The sequence below is a fragment of the Acinetobacter sp. 778_lipA genome, assembly GCF_058242985.1.
Window position 1 is genome coordinate 447,904 of sequence record NZ_JBZAYT010000001.1, and the last position, 19,325, is coordinate 467,228.

Consider the following 19,325-nt stretch of genomic DNA (forward strand, 5'->3'; position numbering starts at 1 on the left):
CTAGTATCGCTTAAAAAACACACGTAGTCGCAAACTTCGACGAATTGTCTACAGACCTTAGTTAAAATTAGGTTTGTAATCAAAATTCTGAGTGACCACATTGTCTGAAAATGGACGAATTGTTTTCTTTGCCAAAGTAATGGTATTGATCATATTGTTGGGGAAAATTTCGATGGTGTTATTAAATTCTTCAACATTACGGTTAAAGATGGTGATTGCTGCACCGACATTTTCATTTTGTTCTTGAATATCATCCATCATTTTTGCATACAAAGTATCCGCTTTGAGTTCAGGATAATTTTCAACCACCACATTTAAACTTTTCATTAAATCTTGATTGAGTTTTTCAACATGTTGCAGTTGAGAAACATCAGTATTGTTCAAGTTTAGATTCAAAATTTGCTGACGTAACTCGGTCACTTTTTCTAAAGTTGATTTTTCAAACTGTGTATATTGCACCAAAGTTTGCTCTAAAGTTTCCAGTGTTTTTACTTTCTGGCGTTCAAAATTGGCAACCTCAGCCCATGCACGTTGTGTCGCATTGAAATAACGCACAATGTTATTTCTAACCAGAATACCCCAAGCGATCAGAACAATAAAAATCCCAATAAATATGATTAAACCCATTTTGATTATTCCTTTTAATTTATGAAATCAAGTTTAGCATGCACTGTTTAAATTTTTCATATTCAGGCATGGTTAATGTTCTTAAATGTCCACGAAGTGCTGAAATATCCTGAAGCTTTTGTTTTTTACGACGAATGCGAAAGAGATCTTGATCTCCCATATAGCACAGCATATTTTCTTCAAAATGATAAACAATATCACCTGAATAGTGTTGAAAAAAATCACTTAATTTTAAGGTGATACTTGGACTAATGGTACGGGCAAGTTGATGTTGATTATAGCCAAAAATATATAAATTTTGATTGACCAGAATATCCGCAGTTTTCCATATTTGGGTATAGGGCGGAATAAATTCATGGTGTTTATTACTGGCAGCAAAGCCGAGGGCGGGTAATTGAAAAATAAAAGCGCCCCAGTGGTTTTTATGGGTTTCCTTAATTTTCTGTTTTTCACCCTGAGTATTGGGCAGTGAAAACTCATCGACATAATGATACTGAAACAACATCACATGATGTTCTTGTTCACCATCAAACCATTTGGTGGATGCAAATTGTTCAATCTCGTTCAACACATTGCCTTGCGAAAACAATGGAAAACTTTGTTTTAACTTGCTCATGACCAAAAAGGTATTGCTTGTTGTGGAGATATGACTTGGAGTTTTATTGAAATCTAATTCGTAGCGGAGAAACATCATGCGCTGTTCTAAAAAATTTATGACTTCATCAATTGGATCGCTTTGCTCATAAATTAAATAAGCACCAAAACAGCATAACAAGGCTGCTAATAGGCTCAGTGGATAGGGAATATAGTGATGAATCAGCCAACCAAAAAGTGCAGTCATTACCCCTATCATAAATAGCAGTCTGGGGATGAGGTTATGAAAAAATAATTCTCTACATTCTCCCCACGGATGTAACCCATCTAAAATATCTTGTGCAGATTGAGCCTGTTGTCCAATTTCCCAAAGCCGAGCGATATTGCGCATCACATGTTTATTTTTTCTTGTGCGTAGGTGAAGTAATCGCTCAACGGTTTCTATAGGCATGGCAAATCATCATGATTAAAGGATATTAAAGTTCAAATTCCAGATTGATAAGTATGCGATAAATTATTGTATCGACAAAGTAAATTGTTTATTGTTCAACTTTATTTGTCTCATAATGGGGTTGGATTTCTTGTAGAATTGTGATCATTGAATCTTTTAGCTGTTCATAATTAGGCATGTTCATACTTTCAAGTTGTGCAGCTAAATCATGTACAGTTTGAACTTTATCGACTTGCATCTGCGGTTTGGTAATATCCGTTTTAAACAGCCAGCACAAAGTAGGGCGCTGGACTTGAACATAAAAATCACCTTTAAAATAAGCCATGGCTTGTTCAAGCATTAATACATGATTTGGTGTGAAAAATTTGGCAAGTTGCATTTCATTTGTACCACTTAATTGGTACTGATTGTCGAAACGAATATCCCCACTCGACCATTTTACGCCAAGACGGCAGGCTCGATTTTGTTTAGATGAAATGCTGATACCTTGAGCAGGGAAGTTCTCTAGGATGATCCCCCATAAATCATAATGACGATATTCAATCTTTTTCTTACCGTCTGAATCACGAGTTTCGACTTCATCCACATAATGATAATTAAACAGCATATATGGATAATTGATACTGTTGATCTGCCAAGCGCCATAAATGCAATGACCAATGGTATTTTCATGATCCCCTAAACCAAATAACGGGAAATTATAGGGAGACTCAATATTTTCATCAAAGGCATTGGGATAGAAGCGAATTTGATATCTCACTTCTAGGTTCTTTTGATGAGTATCCTCAATCAATTGATTGAGGGCTTTTGTCGAAGTGCGCTTATAGAAAGCAAAAGCCACACTAGCGACTGTTGCTAGTAAGAGTATCGGGTGGGTAAAAATAGCCAGTACAAATAAGCCAATCGCAATCGCGATAAAAAGCCAAAAAGTATAATTTTGAATAGACAGACTCGGATCATCTTGCCAATTCTTTAAGCTTGTAATGATCTGTTCAAAATCTTGATTTGATGAGAGTAACTGATTGATCGCATGTATATTGTGCTGAGTCTTGCCATTGTTGGCGTGTTGTTGGCTAAAAGCATTTTGAATTTTTGTGAGTAAATCATTCATCTTTATTCATTATTGTGGCAAGTGCTTAGATGCCTGATTGTAACGAAAAAATGATTTTGAATGCAAAGTGTCGTGTTTAAACCACACTTTGCATATTGGTAGTCTGACTAAGCAATAACTTTTAAATAGGTTGCGCTTCGTTAGACCTTAGCCATTTGCGTTTTCAATCAACATTGCATCGCCATAACTAAAGAAACGATATTTGCTTGCAACAGCATGTTGATATGCGTTCATAATATTGTCACGGTTGGATAATGCAGATACCAACATTAACAAGGTAGATTCTGGTAAATGAAAGTTGGTGATCAAGCGATCAACCACACAGAACTGATACCCTGGATAGATAAAGATTTGTGTATCGCCTGTCCATGCGGCAATTTTTCCCCCAGACGCTTGCGCTGCACTTTCTAAGGCACGTGTTGCTGTCGTTCCGACGGCAATTACTTTGTTGCCACGTGCTTTGGTTTCTTGAATCAATTTTGCAGTTGCTTCAGGCACATCACACCATTCACTGTGCATGATGTGATTTTCGATCTGATCTGTGCGTACTGGTAAGAATGTTCCAGCACCCACATGCAAGGTTACAAAAGCTTTATTTACGCCTTTTTGCTCTAATTTTTCTAATAGGGCTTGGTCGAAATGCAAACTTGCTGTCGGTGCTGCTACGCTTGCTAATTTGGTTGGATCGTTAAACACGGTTTGATAGCGTTCTGTGTCAATGGCTTCTGCTTCACGGTTAAAGTAAGGCGGAATAGGTAGTTGTCCGTATAAATCTAAAACTTGCAAAATAGGCTGAGAAAATTCCACCACAAATAAGTTTTCATGACGCCCTGTTACCGTCACTTTAACTTCATCTTTGCCAATAAATAACTCAGCACCTGCTTTAGGCGAATTACTGGCTTTGATATGACAATGTGCAATGGTCTGATCAAAAATACGTTCAACCAAAACTTCAATAGCACCACCAGAGGCGCGTTTACCTTTTAAACGTGCTTTCATCACTTTGGTATCATTGAGTACCAATAAATCACCTTCATTGAATAAATCAAAAACATCGGTGAAGTGAAGATCTTGGTATGAACCCTCTGCATTGAGATGTAAAAGGCGAGAAGCGCTACGTGTTTCAAGTGGGTAGCGCGCAATGAGTTCGTCGGGAAGTTCGAAATTAAAATCGGAGAGTTGCATCATGAGGAAGAAAAACTGACATTTGGGATTTAAAAACTGCCGCTAGTATAGTCGTTTTTCAAATTAATGGCTGAAATTGATGTTTTATAATCCAAAAAAACCAGATCTGCCTTAAAATTAAACAAATGTGAAAACTTGTCGTTGACAAGAAAATGAAACGCGCTATTATACGCACACAACCTCTCCCGAGGTGGTGAAATTGGTAGACGCGGTGGACTCAAAATCCACTGTCAGCGATGACGTGTCGGTTCGAGTCCGACCCTCGGGACCATTAGTTTAGGTTAAACAGATTAGATAAACCCCGAAGCCTTGATGCATATAGGCTTCGGGGTTTTTTCGTTTCTGGGTGTTGGGTTTTTTTAAGGTATTTTGAGGTATTCTTAGCTATTCATTTACACGTTTTTTACACATTTTTTAACGTGTGTTTATTTGTATAAGTCATTGAGGTTGTAAACTTTATGAGTCTGTCAATTTATCAACTTGAAAATGGTAAGTGGAGAGCAGATCTTATTGCCTTCAATCAAAGAAAAAGTAAAACATTTAAATCCAAGAATGATGCGAAACGATGGTCAGAGATTCAAGAGCGTGAATTCTTCTTAAATTTTTCTACCAAACAAGCTTTAAATAATAAAATAGTTCTTACTGTAGAAGAAGCATTGACTAGATATATGAATGAAGTGTCTAGGTATAAGAAAACTGCGAAAAAAGAGATCCAACGGCTAAAATATTATCAAAATAATCTACCTTTTGTGGATTGGCCATTAGCTAATTATCGCTCTGAACATCTCAAGCAATGGGAAAGCATAGTTATGAACCGGACAATACGCCCTTTAAGTGCTGCGAGTGTACTTCGTGACTATTCAACACTATCTGCATTTTTTAACTGGTGTAGACGAGATAAAGGTTGGATCGACTTTAATCCAGTTGAAAATTTACGGAAGCCCAAAAAACCTGAACATCGTGAACGTCGTATTGAAATAGATGAATTGCAAAGCATACTTACTGCTTTAAAATATACACCAGGCACAGTTCCGAATTCTAAGATGCAAGAAGTAGGTTTAATATGGTTAATTGCAATGTCCACTGGTATGAGATCAGGTGAAATTGTTAATCGACCATTGTCAGATGTTTTTATAGAAAAACGTTTTATACGTTTGCCTGATACTAAGAATGGATCTAGTCGTAATGTCCCACTTGATGATTTTGCGATTCAGCTTTGGACATTGGCCATAAAAATTGACCGTAAAAATTCTCCAAAAGTTTTTACTATTTCTGATGGCTCTAGGGATACATTGTTTAGAAAGGCTCGAAAGGCTGCAGGTTTAGAAAATTCCGATTTAACATTTCATGATTCGAGACATGAAGCGGCAAGTTTAATGGCTAGACGTATAAAAAATGCTTTAACTTTATGTAAGATTTTTGGATGGAAAGATCCCAAGCAGGCTTTGATTTACTACAATCCTACTAACGATGAAATTTTAGAAGAACTAAATATCAGTCCTGGTTTATCAAGATTAATCGCTTAGAAAATCATAAATAAAATAAAAGCCACTTTTGTGGCTTTTATATGTTTTGTTCTTCTCAATTCCCGTTGTATTTCAAATTTGATTTATCAAACGCCATAGCATATTTAATTACATCTGTTGCTTTCCAACGTGGTGATGTACGGTCACTATCTTTTGATGTCGGTAACTGTCGACTAGGTGGAAAGTTAGGGCATGGAATAATATTTTTTCTCGTATAATCCACTGTATATTTTAGATATTTTGCGATATCTTTTTCGTCCCAGAGTTGGTGTTCAACAGGTAGAATCAATTTTGAATCCAATACTTTTGTCATTTTTAAAAGATATTGATCGAATGCGTTATCGTTCATGCTGCATCCTCCAATTTCCTAGCTTCTTGGCGTTCCATCAATGTAATTTTTGCATGAACACCTAAACGATCTCGCCCTAGTACTTCCGCAATAAAATGTACCGGATATTTATCTTCAAGCATTGAAATAAGTACTTTTTCTTCACATGGCCACCAACCGCCACGAGCAATTTTAAAAGGGTTATTTTTCATAAGTTATTTCTCCTTAAAAAGAAGTGCAAGCTTCTTTATTCACGCTTTAAAAATTATTTAAAAGGTGTGTGTTGGTTGTAGTATGGATTGGTAAAAAGCCAGCATTTGACGACACGTTCACGCATTTCTGATGTCACATTTTTAACTTCATCTGCAGGGAAGTTTTTAGACTTAACTGGTTTATTCATTTCTATGAATTTATAACGTCGGCTTGATCGAAGTAGCGTTCGCATTTCATTGATGTCAGGTAACGATTGATAGTTACGGGCAGCGACTTTGTAGACTTCATTTAGATTGATAGCGATGCTTTGGGCGTCTTGATCATGATGATTTAAGCTGAATGCTGCATTTCTGCTGACATTCATATATTCGTAGGCATCCCAAAATTGTTGAACCATAGGGTGGTCGCTACTTAATTGCTCCACACGCTCCCGTGCCATTGCCTCTAAAATACGTTTGGCATCGCAAATTTCATCTAAGTCGATGACTTCTTTTAAAACGTGTTGTTCAAGTGCATCAACCATTGCTGATACTTGTGCATGACAAAGTGCAATACGAGTATGAGTAATGCCTTTTTGATGAAATTCTTCTTCTAAGGCTTGGATATTTTCTGAATAGGTTTGCAGAATTTTTGCTTCATTTTTTAAGCAATGCGTCATGTAAGTACATGCGTCTTCTAACGAAATACGAGAAAGACGATCGGCAATTCTTTTCTTTTCTAGGTTATGGCCTTTTGTTGTCACTGTAATATGCAAGGTACGAGATAAAATCGCTTCTGAGGCTTGTATAGGCGTGTTTTGACTGATCATGATTGCACCACGGAATGGTGGCTCATACGTTTCATTCCCTGCGGTTTTTAAGCCTTTTGAACGAATTGCTCGACCGTTAAAGGCGTCTTTCAATTCATCCCAACTAAATTTAGCTTTTTGGACACCACCATTTTGATCATTTCGGTCGCCCTCAATTAGAACGATCGGCATATTAGAGGCTTGGGCAAAATTACGATAAATTGCCACACTGGTAGATTTATTCGGATCAAAGCCTTCATAGGCTTCTCGACCGCTAAATTTCCAAAGCAACTCAAGCAATGTTGATTTACCTGCACCTGCTTGACCAACAAATTCAAAAAAAGGATATGAGGAATTAAGAGCACGGATCTGTTCAGCAAAATATGTTCCTGTCCACCAAGCAAGAACAATTAAGCCATTTGCGCCATTCAATGTATAAAAATCTTTCCACCAACTTGCAGAAAATTCCTTTTTAGGATTCAGGGTAATCACTGGTGAATTTGCTAGGCTTTTCAATTCTTTTTTTCCCGTTTTGTAGAAATCATGTTCATTTTTGGGGATAACTTGCCCGTTATGCACAGCATATTTATCAAAGATATAGGCTTGATAATCTTTGCTATAGCCAATGAAATCGATAGTTTTAACTTCACGTAATTTTTCAGTTTTACGTTTAATAAAGGTTTCTAGTTGTTGATCACTGCCAGTCCACATCGCACCTGAAAGGACGGACATTACACGAGGCTTAAATTTACTGCGTGATGCCATGTGTTCAGCAGTAAAAGTGGTCTTGGTTTCTCCCCATGGGCTTTGAAGATGGAAGTAATACCAAGATTCATCGGTGATTTCGTTTCGTTGGAAATACAACGGCTCAAGCTGTGCATTACAGATTTCTTTCGCTGAAGAACATGTTTTTAATGCCTGAATACGCTTTTCATCTTCTGAAAGCATTTGTTCTTGTTGGCTTTCCTCAACATATTGGACAGCTTTGTTATATTTCTCATAATCTAATTCCCACCAGTATGTACGGAACTTATGATTAAAAAAGAATTTACTTAGATTGCTACCATAATAGTTATAGATCAATAAGCCTGCTTCTTCAGGCGTTTCAACAATTTGAAGCTTGCCAAAATGGAGGTATTTCTCCTGGTCTTTTTCTGTGAGTTGTTCACGTTGAAATAGATCATTCCAATCTAGTGATTTTCCATTAATCGGTGTTGGTGGAAGGGCAGCAGTTGAGATCCAACCTTGATCGGTAGCATGTTTATGGTGTTTAGGTAAAAACTTCTTGCCTGCGTTGTCATTGTCCAAAGCCCAAACTAAACGTGGCTTATCTTTGTTGAGTTCATGACAGCGTTTGCTGATCGTATCTAATAATTGTGTGGGATAATTACCACTGTTCATATTGCTCAAGCTAATAATGCCTGATTGTGATAGCGCAATACTGTTAAAGATGCCCTCAGTGATCCATATACTGCCTGCAGTACAAAGATCATCTAACTCATGTAATGTCCATGCCAAGCCATTCCATTTGCCGATAAAATTGGCTTTCTGACGACCAAAACGATCAGGACGATCAATGATCCGTTCCCAATATATTCCTTCAGCTAATTTGAAGCGAACAGTTGCACTGACTAAATTTCTATTTTTAGGCGCTTGATATAGTTCCTGTGTATATCTGCCTTTTAAATTTTTAAGGTCAAAACCTCGACCATCCCTCAAATATGCATCTGCAGCGGCATTTTGATTCTCATGGGTTTTAGGGTGATATTCTGACCAATCTTTGAAAAATTCTTCGCAGATATCTTTGACGTATTCCTCATAACCACACTTATTAATACGTCCACATTTCACCATGCGTGGTGTTTCTGCATGTGTGTAAAGTTCTTTCTCATTACAACTTGGACAAAGACCTTGACGATACCATTCACCAACTCTTTTAAAGTTAAATAGTTGGTTAAGTCTGTCGTCGATATGACGCTGAAGATCCATCACTAATGCCTATATAAGTTTCATTTGTAGAAGTCGGTTGCGGTAAGTCGTAGCCCTGGTCAAATCAATTGTTGACGAATGAAAGAGCGCAGAAATAAAGCCTTCTACATAATTTTTTTGGTGTTCATCAATTGAGGTTTGGAGTTCTAAACTTTCGATGTGATGTTCAAGTTCTTGCTCCCACTGGCGTTTATGCTGTGGTAATCCTGTTTGAACTTCAGGATTAGGATTGATGCTGTTCTGAATTGGTCGCACCATTTCTAAACTCGCTGCAAAACTTGCAAGGCATTGATCATTGCGACATGAAACAATCAACTCATGTAAGAGTGGCGAAGGTCTTTTTCGGCTAGACACATGCATACGCATGCCACAGTGAGGGCAATAAAAACCAATTGATTTACTCATCGTTCAATTCCTTTACTGATTTTATTAAACGACTTGGAGCAATCACATTTGATATTTGAATGTGAAAATGAACCATAGTCATGCATGTCAGCTCCCGACACTCACCTACATAACCTTTGGGATTTTCTAAATAAACAACGGTCCCCAAAATTCTTAATGGCTTGTCACATACCGGACAGCAAATTTTTTCATTAAAAATGTGTCCATTTATTTCAGAAAGTGCGCTTGGCATGAATTCCCCAAAATCTGTGACTTATGATTGTTTTTGATCAGAGCTTTCGTCATCAATATCGATACCCAAACCTTCCAAAAGATATTTTTTGGAAAACTGATTTGGTGTTAGAGATCCTTCTACTGCTGCTTTAATTCGAATTTGTTGATGTTGAGCTTCTGAAACACGAAAAACGATTTGTTTTTCTTTTTCTGAATTGTTGGTGTTTTGGGTACTACTCATTGCAATGACCTCATAAAAATTTAAAATGGTAGAAATCGGACTGTGTGTGATTTCTGACAATGTTAATTTACTTCGATATATCGAAGTATTCAAGAGATATTATTCAAATGGATGAATTATTTTCTACTGCTAATCGAAGTATTCGCCTGAAAGAAGAACGAAAAAAGCTAAAGCTTACTCAAGTGAAAGCTGCTGAAATTATTGGTGTACTTGAGGCTTCATGGATTCGCTATGAAAAACATGGCGAGTCTATGAATGAAGAACAGATTTATGCATTACAAAAGTATGGCTTCGATATGTCGTATGTTTTATTTGGGAAGTACAAGTTAAATATGCAGTCTGCAAATAGTGAGCTATTAACTCTTTATGAACAGGTAGCTGAAGAGCAAAAAGAAGGTTTAATATTTTTAGCAAAGGCATTTGCTGCTGCTTATCCTAAAAATAGATAAATAATTATATTTGAGTAAATATTCAATGATTTATTTGCTCATCCTTTTAAAAATATAATATTTTGAGCTAAAAATATGACATTAGAAGAAGTAAAAAGTATCGCAATATCAATAGGTACACTTATTACTGCATTTACAACAATTTTTATGGTTTTTTATAGAAGTAAAGAATTTCAAAACTATCATGAAAATATTTTGAACAAGCGGGTTAAATCGAGTATTGAGTATCATGAAAAATTTGTTAGAAATTCCAATAAAATAGAATATTCGAAAAATGTTCAAGATGCAGCAGCTTGTGATTTAGTTGGAAATGGAAAAGTTGATGCTTTTTTAGTTAATTTTCTATTAGAACTCCATGAAAAAAAATTGGTCGATATAAATGAAATGATGGGTTTATTTCATGGTGGGGAAAAATTTGGGCACTTAAAATACCTTAAAAATAGAGGATTACAAGATTGCTTTGTTTTTTATTTTAGTAAAAAAAATAATAGAATTTACTGTTTAGAGAATCTTGATAAAATTAAAAAAAGTATAAAATGGTCAAAGATTATTTTTAAAGGAACTTTTATTTTATTGATTATTTATTCATTGTTTTTTGCTTATTTAGTTTCAGTTTCTGATACAGCGTTTGATTTTTTCTTTGCATTTTTCTTTGGGGTTATTACGTTTATATTAGCAATATTTTTTCCACAATTATCGTTCGCAATTGATCAAACCTCTATTTTTTTAGAAAATTTTTATGCTGCAGAGAAGCTATATAAGAAGATAAAAGAAAAAGAAGATCAGAAGTTACTGGAGGAAAAGAGTAAAACTATTGTTAGTAATTATAGTTTATATACACGCTCTAAATACTAAAAAGCTCCCAAAAGGGAGCTTTTATCACTCAGTTTTTATCTGTTGTAAAATTGATCGAGCATCATTAGATAAACTTTCAAATACTTTCTCAATTTCTATAGGTTTGATGCTTGGATCAATTGTGCATTTTGATAAAAAGTTAAGTTTAATAAGTAATTTCTTAATTTCGTAAATTGTCTCTTCATCGATTTCTACACTCATTGTATTACCCCTAATTTGATTATTAATTTATGGTTGAAAAACCACAATTTATAAGATCGGATAATTCATTAAATAGCGTCCAACTTTGGTCGCTGTTTTCCAATACTAAGATTGCCTGAACAGCGCAAATGTTCAAATTATAGCTATCAAACTGTTGATTGTAGTGATAGTCAATATTTTCTCTGAGTTTAGACCAGGTTATATTGGTTTCAACGAAAGTTTTATAAGAAACATTAGGACTTATCAGATTGTAAAGTTTTCTTGAAGAAACAAACAATTGACGTTTGTTATTTTGAGGGTTCTTAACTCTAAGAATAATTTTTGAAATTCTCATTTTTTATATCCCTATCAAATGTGCAGGCATAACCTGTTCAGGTGTATGCCATTGCCATTTATTTATATCGAGTCTTGATGTCGCTGAGGCAACATAAGCAATTACTTCCCGTTGTCGATTTTGCCAAGCCAAGAGTAAGGGGCTGTCATAAGTAATGTCGAGTTTAAGCTTGCGTAATTGGCGATAGAGCTGTCGATTGATATCAAGCATGGTACAAGCTTGTTGAGGGGTTGCTTCAGGATGGATGGGACAATCTGTCCCCTTTGGCGTTTCAGAAACACATGGTGTCGGCTCAGATTTTGATTCCAAAACACCGAAACCGAATATTTCTTTTAGTTTTTTATAGTTAATTGTGTAGTAATTGACACGCATAGACTTGTTAGGATCTAGCTTATTGATTTCAATCAGTCCCATCTGTTTAAGTTTTGCCACCGCACGTTTGATGGTAGCGATACTGAATAATCCTAATGTGTCAGTCCACTCTTGATAGGTATGAAACCACCACTTTCGATTATTGTGTTGAGTCAGGTTCTTTTTACGCTTGTATTTACGAGTTTCGTTGAGTAAGTAATACAGTTTTTGTAAGAAAGTTGCAGCTGGCAAGCCTAGCTCTTTTGAGAGCATAGGCGAGGCAATAATCGGATATTCGTTGTTTTGCAAGAGTATGTTTTTCATATGTCATACCCCGTGCGATAAGACTCCATATAACAGACTTTACAACGGGCTGCCCATTTTTGAATTCCATTTTTTATGCCGTTTTTAAAAAAGAATTCTTCATCAAAAGGGAAGTATTCATGACACATGGGACAACATTTTTCAGTACCTAATTCGGTCTGAATATAGATTTTTGACATGATTTATCCTCGCTTTTTAGAACGAAGAAATTTCAAAATTTGAATACTGAGTTTTTCAGGTTGAGCGAAATCTGGCGCATTTAAGCGTTGAATACAGAGGGTGTCTAGACATACAGGTGCTGAATACACACTTTTATTTTGAGTGTTCATAGTCGTTTTCTCAGTGACAAGGTTATATACCTGACATCATTACTTCTCACGGTAATGGTGACAGACTAAACAGGGGTGAGAATACCGTTCACTGAGTACGGCCAGCACAAGGCTGCCCTGCCTAGCCTGCCATAACGACTGCTAAACAGTAGGCAAAAAAAATGCCGCTTAAGCGACTTTGATTTGCGCTCAGTGATGATAAAACAGGTTCTCACGCCCGTTCACAGTTTTGCTGTGATTTAATTAGTATTAATTCAATTTAATTTATTGTCAATCATTAGATGAATAAAAAGATAATTCATTTTGCTAATGATTGGATTATGAACATGTAATTGATTAAGTAACAAATGATTATATAAGTGTATTTATTTCACTATTGATTGGATTATAAAGAATTAAAAGAATGACAATTAGGTTGCGATACAATTCTTTTATATTTCTATTCTTAATTCTTTTTATATAGAAGAAAGTGTCAAAATGAGCTAATGCATAGTGTCATAATGAGCTTATCGATTGGTTCATATTGAGCTAATGCATAGTGTCAAAAAATGTAATTAATAAGCCATCTAAATTTTAATAATGGGGTAGAAATGGAAGTTATTTTTGTATTGTCTTTTCTCGCTTTGATAGCGGTATGGGTTCTTACTTTCATAGGTTTAATTAGTCCAAAGCGTTTACAAAGCTTACGTAAAAGTAAAGAAATTACTCGACAAGACGTTTTGATTGGTGGTGTGATTGGCAGCATAATTTTATTTTTAGTTATTGGTGTGACTGCACCTGATCCTGTTAATGATGGTCAAAATAATACTACCTCTGCAAATGCTACCAATAATGAAAAAATAGAAGAAAAAATTGTTGATCTTGAAAATGTCAAAATTGATTATGAAATTATTTCTGATGATAAAAAGAGAGATATTGTTCGTAACGTTAGTGTGGAGTTACCAGAGCGTATCTCTGAGCAACAGCTGAGACAAATTTCGAATGAAATAAAAAATGGTGATAGCAATAGCTATGAGCGCACTTTTATTATGTACCGAATAAAAGGAGAGCAAAGTGTTGCAGCATGGGCAACAGCTCATTTTGATCCAAGCTTAGAAGTTAAATTTATTGGGTTAAGTTCTGATAATTTCAAAAAACTATTAAATGTAAAACATGATGTAGATGGTGAAGTGATTGGCCAATGGATTTCACCAAATGGGTTCACTGATCATATCGTTGTTCTTTATAAGAAAGATAAGAAATATTTTAAACAAGATTTTTATATTGATGCGACTTTAAAGCCTTATGAATTGCTTAAAGATGTGGCAACTTATCGTTATAAAGATCCTGATGAAACTCAATACTTCATAATTGATTCAAGCGGAGATTTAGAGTACCACGGTGAAAGTAGAAATATTTATATTGCTAACAAGATTGAAAAATAATAGATATCTATTTAAAGAAAATGCCCCAAATTTGGGGCATTTTTAATGCTAGGGTTTTAAGAATCTAATTAATTTATCTAATTTATTATTAATATGATTAATGCAAATATTTGCAAGTGGACTATCATCTTGTTTCAGTTGTAATTCTTTAAGGTGTTTTTCTAAGACATCCATATAAACTTTTGTTGTGCCTAATTCATTCATTTTAAAGCCTTATTTACGCGTTTCGATAAATATATTTTCGCTCTCCTTGCGAGAGATAGTAAGCAAATAATAAGACAAATATGTCGTATTTATTTCTTGATTATAGGACAAATATGTCGTATTATTGCTTTATCGTTTTGAAGGAGATGTGCTATGAAGTACAGTGAATTCGAGCGATGGTTGAAACAACAAGGTGTCGAAGTGTTACGAAGTGGAAAAGGTTCTCACCGAATAGTTAGCTACAAGGGAAAACAAACTACATTACCGTTTCATAAAGGCAAGGAAATTGGAGAAGGCCTTCGCAAGGAAATTCTGAAACAACTAGGGCTTTAAGCCCTAGTTGTTGAACTTTAAAGTACATCTTTATATGGAATGCAATACTTAGAGGAAATATCTATTGCATTGTTTGCATCAAAGATTTTGATTTAAATTCTTTGATTTTTTTGTCTAAAAAACATTCTACTTAAATCGCACTAAGTAGAGTTAAGTAGAACATTTGATGAGGTGTTTAGTATGTTATATCCAGTGTTTATAACACGCGATACGGATAAATCTTACTTGGTACGTAGTCGTGATATACCTGAAGCTTTCGCTGTCGGTTACTCAGAAGAGGAAGCTTTAACTGAAGCATTAAATGGTTTAGAAACAGCTTTTATTATTTATATGAATGAGCGAAGAGCTATACCATTACCTAGTAAAAAATTAAAAGGAGAAGTTCTCGTTAAGTTACCTTTTCGAGTAAGTTTAAAAATTTTTTTATACAATGCAATGATTGAACGAGGTCTAAAAAAAGCTGATCTTGCACGTGAGTTACATTGGGATCAGAAACAAGTTGATCGATTATTGTCATTAAATCATTCAACTAAATTAGAAGCGATTGAAGAAGCTTTTAATGTGATTAATAAAGATGTCGATTTAATAATTGCATAATTACTAAGTCGAAAAAAAGCCCTCATTATTTGAGGGCTTTTTTTATATTTATTTTCTTCTTGTTTTTAACTCTTTGAAGTAATCTTCTAGTTCTCTTAAATCACTTTCTAACTCATCAATATCTGGAAAAACACCAGACATCGCTTCAGCCATATCATGCCCATTCATATAGGTACTACACTTACCCATAGCAGCATAAATTTTTTGGACATCTTGTTCAGTGATATCTGTTAAATATCTTGTATTTTGAGTTTTAATTTCACGGCTAAAGCGTTCAACAACACTTTTAATTAACCATTCTTCAACAAGTCTTTCCCATGTTTCTCTTTTTTTTCCATAAATTATACATGCATGATGTTGATATTCTTCTATTGAATTCTTTGCTGCTTTTCTAGCTTCTACTACTTTTACTTTAAGTTGTCCGATCCTGTCAGCAGTTTTTAATGCATCCCATGGAGGTGTATCAAGAGGTATTCCTGTAACTTTATTGCTTCTAGTAATAGCTTTGACAGTTATATCATTAGATACTTCTTGAAGCATTTTAAGGAAAGGTAAGTCATGCGTTAGAACAATGACCTGCCTTTTGTTGGCTTCCTCAGCAATTCTTTTGGAAAATTTTAATCTCCAAATATGATCAAGAGAATTTACGGGATCATCAAAAATAATCGCTGACTTTCTACTATCAGTAGACAATTCTGCAAAAAAACTAGCTAGAGAAATGCACTTTTGCTCTCCTTCGCTAGCAATATCAAGAATATTCGCATTATTTTCAGAAAGCTGTAGGCTGAAATTTTGATTTCCTTTTGCACCTTTTGTTAGTGTATTTATTGTGAAATGATCAAAACCTAGTTTTTTTAGTTCAGCGTTGAAAAATTCTTGCATTTTCCCTATAGAACCAGTGTTGGATATTTCATTATTCAGTAATGTAATTGCAGTTGTGGAAGTAGAGCGTTTAAGTTTGTTAAAACATTCGATTTTCTTCGCTTTTTTAATTTCTTCTTTAATTTGCTCTTTGACGATTAATATTTTTTCTTTATCTTCAATTTCTAGGATCCTTTGAGTTTTTATTAATATCGTCGTTGCTTTTGTTTCATCATCTAAAACAGATTTTTCGATTTCTTCTAGCTTGCTAATATGTGTATTAAGTCTTGTTAAAGCTTCAAAATTTAAATCTTCAATATCAAAAACTGGTAAATCTAGTAAAATATTTTCTGCTTTTTCTTTTAACTTATTAATTAATGACGTAAACAGTATACCAAGTTCTTGATCCTTTTCTTTTATTTCATTAAGGATTGCATCATAAGGAACTGTAGAAAAACTCAAATCTCTTATTTTTTTTAATATTTTGTTCCAGTTTATAAGAGCCGAAGTTGCATCTTTTTGGAGTTCATTCTGAAGGTAAACATCAAATGATGCTAGTCTTGATGCTGCTGTGTTATCTATGACTTGTAAACATGTAGGGCAGTGATCTCCTTCTAGTAGAGGGAATTTTTTGTCTTGGTCTAGATTCTCAATGAAATTTTTTACAGCATTCCACATTGTATGCCATTGCTCTGTGCCAATTTTTGATACTGGTAACTCTGCAAATGTAGCAGTACTGAGCAAATGTGCTGCTAATTTCGTTTGTTCTTTTGTATTGTAAATTTCTTTAAATTTAATTATTGATTCTAGATTTAGTTCATTGACTAAAGCTGTTAGGAATCGTTGAAGCGGTACTAGTCGTAGCCTTCTACTTTTATATTTTTCTCGTAACTTTTCAGGTGAATTATTGGTTAATTCAAGCACTTCTTTTCTTAAAACTATTAGTTCGGCTGACTCTTCTTGTGTTGCGCAGAATAAATCTATTTGTTCCGGTTCTAAGGTGGAATTTATGATTAACTTACTTGGCGTTGTGCCTTGATTCATTTTCGGTAGAACTGGTAATGGTATATAACTTATTTCATCATTTTTTGCTTTATCCATAATAAAGCTACTAGCTTTTAATAGTTCATCCAATAGTTTTAAAGCAGTTGGCTTAAAATCTAAAGTGCCTGTTTTAGATAGATAGTGAATGGATGAATTTGAATCGAAAACCCTGATTGATTTAAGACGAGAGTGAGGCTCTAAACGAGTGTTCCATGATATTAATTCAGAGATACCATTAGATTCAATCTGAATTTCAGCAGAAGGTATACCGACTTTCTCTTCGAAAATGTTATGCCTTAATTCAGGGAGTTCACCTCTAGTCAAGCAAGCATTTTTTAATATCTTTGCATAACTAGATTTTCCAGCTCCATTATTTCCATAAATAACTGTTAATCCTGAGGTAGAAAATTCGATCTTTTTCTGTGATGCTAGAGTAGAAATATTAGATGTATTTCCAACAGAAACAAGTTTATTTTCTTCCACTTCTTCATGGTAACCAGTCGCTAGAACTGGCTTCACTAATGATGAGTAGTCTATACTTTTTTCTTCGAGACCAAATTCCATTTTAGCAAGTAAATAAGCTTTCTCTAATTCTATTGAAGATAATTCTCCACATTCAATTGCTTTGCTTAGTGTGAATCTCCACCAATCAGGTTTTCCTTGATTATTTACTAGACTACATATTTTAGTTGCTATAGGCATTATTATTTCCTTAATTATAAATTTGGAATAAGTAAGTGGCTGTATTTCTTGTAATATATCATTAATATTAAGTACATACACTGTGTTTTGACTTTTGTATAAAAAGAATATTGAGATGTATTCTATAAATTTAATTCCAAATAGTTAAATAAATGCTTTAAACCAGTATTTTTGATAGGAAATGAGTACTTAATTTACTCACTTCAAGTTTGATTCAAGTTCTAACTGCGTAATTAAACCATTGGATTTGTTATATGTGTGAGTGGCTTTCTCAACAATCCACTTCAATCGATCAATCTCATTTTTAAAGCCATCTAATTTGACAGGTGACTCTGTACTGATTTCAGGTATTCCATAAGCGAGACTAATACTGAACTTGGCCATTTGCCGTTTTATCTCATCCATTTTTGCATCTGCAGCACGTTGAGCATCCTCTTTACTCGCAAATGTCCCTTTTATGACTTTGGTCTTGGTTGACGGATCATTGCCACCACCACGTTTTTCGGGATTACCTGAGGTCACTCGCTGACGTTTAGCTTTGCCTAAATCTTGGTAGCCTGCAGAAACACCGGTGTAATCTGATTCCCGATCTTGCTCGTTATAACGGAATTGATCGCCAGTGCTCCTGGTCACAGTAATTGATGACAAATCTTGACCCGAAGCTGATTTAGCTGTGCCAGCCTTAAAAATAAGTAAACGATCTTTTTTGACAGCCATTTCTGCGCCATTGGTTTTTGCTAAACGTGCTAAAAGGTTGAGATCCGATTCATTGGTTTGATCGATATGATTTAAATTTATGGCTTTTAAATCGTCAGTCATGATCAGTTCTAATTGATGGTTTTTCGCAATTTCATTTGCAACCTCACCAAAAGATTTGCGGTGATATGATTTTGACTTTGCAACTTTAATGCTGCTCTTAAAATTAGCGCTCGAGGCTTTAACAGTGATGGCATCTGCAGGACCTGACCATTCAGCCTCATCGACAATGAAATCACCTTTATCGTGAAGTTCTTCACCAATAAACCCCATTTTACAATTCAGTCTTACTCCTCGTTTGGGTAATTCCAAAGCTCCATCACTATCATCAAGTACAATGCTGAGTTCATCCGCTTCATTGGCTCGATTGTCGGTTACGGTTACGCTAATGATTCGACTTAGAATTAAATCATTTAAGGGCTTATTGTCTGCAGTAATCAGGCATGTTGGTGTTTTTATCATGTGATCACCTCATCTGTGTTTTCAGGTGCGGTTTGCTCCTCGATGCGCTCATCATCGGTACGGGAAAGTTTTAAGGTGAAATCAACTTTTCGGGGGACGCCATTGTCTAAAAGATAAGTCTTGGTTTCATCAATATTGTCGATGACATAGACACCGTATAAATAACCGCTGCCATCCATAAGAACAAAGCTTTGGCCAGTACTGGCCATGCTTGCAAGTTCATCAATCGCATAGCGACGCCCGAAGCCGTATTCTTCATAAATTAGACCAGGTAAAGTAACCGTATCTGAACCAACACCGGTGTATTGTTTTTTGGCTCTGCCTGCAGCCACTTCATTTTCAGCATATTTCCATGCCCGTTGTCGCTGAATTTCGGTAAAACTCAAGGTATCGATTTTAAATAAAAACTGTCCAAGGCTCATTAACATG

Annotated in this window: 25 protein-coding genes and 1 tRNA gene; 7 read left to right on the top strand and 19 right to left on the bottom strand. The window is 35.1% G+C overall.

Annotation, left to right across the window (positions count from 1 at the left end):
• Positions 1–57: 57 nt before the first annotated feature.
• The 4 genes from AC4CUY_RS02125 to queA form a co-directional block, all read right to left on the bottom strand.
• The gene (locus AC4CUY_RS02125; protein ID WP_419329057.1) at positions 58–627 is read right to left on the bottom strand and encodes a LemA family protein; all 570 of its coding nucleotides are present in this window, start codon (positions 625–627) and stop codon (positions 58–60) included.
• Positions 628–646: 19 nt separating this feature from the next.
• A complete protein-coding gene (locus tag AC4CUY_RS02130; protein WP_419329056.1) occupies positions 647–1,672 on the bottom strand; it encodes a hypothetical protein in 1,026 nt (341 codons plus the stop codon).
• Between the two features lie 88 nt (positions 1,673–1,760).
• Complete coding sequence (locus AC4CUY_RS02135; protein ID WP_490773609.1) at positions 1,761–2,783, bottom strand: hypothetical protein; 1,023 nt, start codon at positions 2,781–2,783, stop codon at positions 1,761–1,763.
• A 147-nt stretch (positions 2,784–2,930) separates the two neighbouring features.
• A complete protein-coding gene (queA, locus tag AC4CUY_RS02140) occupies positions 2,931–3,968 on the bottom strand; it encodes a tRNA preQ1(34) S-adenosylmethionine ribosyltransferase-isomerase QueA (RefSeq protein ID WP_336953455.1) in 1,038 nt (345 codons plus the stop codon).
• A 184-nt stretch (positions 3,969–4,152) separates the two neighbouring features.
• Between queA and AC4CUY_RS02145 the strand changes: the two genes are divergently transcribed.
• Together AC4CUY_RS02145 and AC4CUY_RS02150 are read left to right on the top strand one after the other, a co-directional pair.
• Positions 4,153–4,239, top strand: a tRNA-Leu gene (locus AC4CUY_RS02145).
• Between the two features lie 187 nt (positions 4,240–4,426).
• Entirely contained in the window at positions 4,427–5,494 is a 1,068-nt protein-coding gene (locus AC4CUY_RS02150; RefSeq protein WP_483770344.1) for a tyrosine-type recombinase/integrase, read from the top strand.
• Between the two features lie 55 nt (positions 5,495–5,549).
• Here the strand turns inward: AC4CUY_RS02150 and AC4CUY_RS02155 are convergent, their stop codons facing one another.
• The 6 genes from AC4CUY_RS02155 to AC4CUY_RS02180 are packed head-to-tail and all read right to left on the bottom strand — an operon-like array spanning position 5,550 to position 9,670.
• Positions 5,550–5,843, bottom strand: coding sequence for a hypothetical protein (locus tag AC4CUY_RS02155; protein ID WP_096733044.1), 294 nt, complete (start codon positions 5,841–5,843; stop codon positions 5,550–5,552).
• Positions 5,840–6,034 (bottom strand): hypothetical protein, encoded by a 195-nt coding sequence (locus AC4CUY_RS02160; RefSeq protein ID WP_483770343.1) that lies wholly within the window; start codon positions 6,032–6,034, stop codon positions 5,840–5,842. Before AC4CUY_RS02160 ends, AC4CUY_RS02155 begins: the two co-directional genes overlap by 4 nt.
• Before the next feature lie 53 nt (positions 6,035–6,087).
• Positions 6,088–8,811 carry a toprim domain-containing protein gene (locus tag AC4CUY_RS02165; RefSeq protein ID WP_490773610.1) on the bottom strand — a complete coding sequence of 908 codons (2,724 nt, stop codon included), beginning with the start codon at positions 8,809–8,811 and terminating at the stop codon, positions 6,088–6,090.
• Between the two features lie 9 nt (positions 8,812–8,820).
• Positions 8,821–9,216 carry an ogr/Delta-like zinc finger family protein gene (locus AC4CUY_RS02170; RefSeq protein ID WP_096733050.1) on the bottom strand — a complete coding sequence of 132 codons (396 nt, stop codon included), beginning with the start codon at positions 9,214–9,216 and terminating at the stop codon, positions 8,821–8,823.
• The gene (locus AC4CUY_RS02175) at positions 9,209–9,448 is read right to left on the bottom strand and encodes a hypothetical protein (RefSeq protein WP_483770341.1); all 240 of its coding nucleotides are present in this window, start codon (positions 9,446–9,448) and stop codon (positions 9,209–9,211) included. The genes AC4CUY_RS02170 and AC4CUY_RS02175 overlap by 8 nt, the downstream gene beginning before the upstream one ends.
• 21 nt (positions 9,449–9,469) lie before the next feature.
• The gene (locus AC4CUY_RS02180) at positions 9,470–9,670 is read right to left on the bottom strand and encodes a hypothetical protein (protein WP_483770340.1); all 201 of its coding nucleotides are present in this window, start codon (positions 9,668–9,670) and stop codon (positions 9,470–9,472) included.
• Between the two features lie 107 nt (positions 9,671–9,777).
• Here AC4CUY_RS02180 and AC4CUY_RS02185 point away from each other — a divergent pair, with 107 nt between their 5' ends.
• Positions 9,778–10,119, top strand: coding sequence for a helix-turn-helix domain-containing protein (locus AC4CUY_RS02185; protein WP_483770339.1), 342 nt, complete (start codon positions 9,778–9,780; stop codon positions 10,117–10,119).
• A gap of 75 nt (positions 10,120–10,194) precedes the next feature.
• On the top strand, positions 10,195–10,974 hold the full coding sequence (locus tag AC4CUY_RS02190) for a hypothetical protein (RefSeq protein ID WP_483770338.1): 780 nt from the start codon (positions 10,195–10,197) through the stop codon (positions 10,972–10,974).
• Positions 10,975–10,998: 24 nt separating this feature from the next.
• Here AC4CUY_RS02190 and AC4CUY_RS02195 read toward each other — a convergent pair whose 3' ends face one another.
• Genes AC4CUY_RS02195 through AC4CUY_RS02215 form a run of 5 tightly spaced genes read right to left on the bottom strand, consistent with a single transcriptional unit; the run spans position 10,999 to position 12,513 of the window.
• A complete protein-coding gene (locus AC4CUY_RS02195) occupies positions 10,999–11,175 on the bottom strand; it encodes a hypothetical protein (RefSeq protein WP_483770337.1) in 177 nt (58 codons plus the stop codon).
• A 22-nt stretch (positions 11,176–11,197) separates the two neighbouring features.
• Positions 11,198–11,509 (bottom strand): hypothetical protein, encoded by a 312-nt coding sequence (locus tag AC4CUY_RS02200; protein ID WP_490773611.1) that lies wholly within the window; start codon positions 11,507–11,509, stop codon positions 11,198–11,200.
• 3 nt (positions 11,510–11,512) lie between these two features.
• Positions 11,513–12,184, bottom strand: a complete 672-nt coding sequence (locus tag AC4CUY_RS02205) for a hypothetical protein (RefSeq protein WP_490773612.1) — start codon at positions 12,182–12,184, stop codon at positions 11,513–11,515.
• Positions 12,181–12,363, bottom strand: a complete 183-nt coding sequence (locus AC4CUY_RS02210; protein WP_490773613.1) for a hypothetical protein — start codon at positions 12,361–12,363, stop codon at positions 12,181–12,183. The genes AC4CUY_RS02205 and AC4CUY_RS02210 overlap by 4 nt, the downstream gene beginning before the upstream one ends.
• Positions 12,364–12,366: 3 nt before the next feature.
• Positions 12,367–12,513: a hypothetical protein gene (locus AC4CUY_RS02215; protein WP_483770335.1), complete on the bottom strand. Its 147-nt coding sequence runs from the start codon at positions 12,511–12,513 to the stop codon at positions 12,367–12,369.
• Positions 12,514–13,103: 590 nt separating this feature from the next.
• Between AC4CUY_RS02215 and AC4CUY_RS02220 the strand changes: the two genes are divergently transcribed.
• Positions 13,104–13,937 carry a hypothetical protein gene (locus AC4CUY_RS02220; RefSeq protein ID WP_483770334.1) on the top strand — a complete coding sequence of 278 codons (834 nt, stop codon included), beginning with the start codon at positions 13,104–13,106 and terminating at the stop codon, positions 13,935–13,937.
• A 48-nt stretch (positions 13,938–13,985) separates the two neighbouring features.
• Here the strand turns inward: AC4CUY_RS02220 and AC4CUY_RS02225 are convergent, their stop codons facing one another.
• Entirely contained in the window at positions 13,986–14,141 is a 156-nt protein-coding gene (locus AC4CUY_RS02225) for a hypothetical protein (protein WP_483770333.1), read from the bottom strand.
• A 153-nt stretch (positions 14,142–14,294) separates the two neighbouring features.
• Between AC4CUY_RS02225 and AC4CUY_RS02230 the strand changes: the two genes are divergently transcribed.
• Both AC4CUY_RS02230 and AC4CUY_RS02235 read left to right on the top strand, forming a co-directional pair.
• Positions 14,295–14,474, top strand: a complete 180-nt coding sequence (locus tag AC4CUY_RS02230) for a type II toxin-antitoxin system HicA family toxin (RefSeq protein WP_483770332.1) — start codon at positions 14,295–14,297, stop codon at positions 14,472–14,474.
• A gap of 180 nt (positions 14,475–14,654) precedes the next feature.
• Positions 14,655–15,071: a type II toxin-antitoxin system HicB family antitoxin gene (locus AC4CUY_RS02235; RefSeq protein WP_483770331.1), complete on the top strand. Its 417-nt coding sequence runs from the start codon at positions 14,655–14,657 to the stop codon at positions 15,069–15,071.
• Between the two features lie 48 nt (positions 15,072–15,119).
• Here AC4CUY_RS02235 and AC4CUY_RS02240 read toward each other — a convergent pair whose 3' ends face one another.
• From AC4CUY_RS02240 to AC4CUY_RS02250, 3 genes are all read right to left on the bottom strand, one after another.
• Positions 15,120–17,678 carry an AAA family ATPase gene (locus AC4CUY_RS02240; RefSeq protein ID WP_483770330.1) on the bottom strand — a complete coding sequence of 853 codons (2,559 nt, stop codon included), beginning with the start codon at positions 17,676–17,678 and terminating at the stop codon, positions 15,120–15,122.
• A gap of 198 nt (positions 17,679–17,876) precedes the next feature.
• Positions 17,877–18,896 carry a contractile injection system protein, VgrG/Pvc8 family gene (locus tag AC4CUY_RS02245; protein WP_490773614.1) on the bottom strand — a complete coding sequence of 340 codons (1,020 nt, stop codon included), beginning with the start codon at positions 18,894–18,896 and terminating at the stop codon, positions 17,877–17,879.
• Positions 18,893–19,324 (bottom strand): phage tail protein, encoded by a 432-nt coding sequence (locus AC4CUY_RS02250; protein WP_490773615.1) that lies wholly within the window; start codon positions 19,322–19,324, stop codon positions 18,893–18,895. Before AC4CUY_RS02250 ends, AC4CUY_RS02245 begins: the two co-directional genes overlap by 4 nt.
• Position 19,325 lies beyond the last annotated feature (1 nt).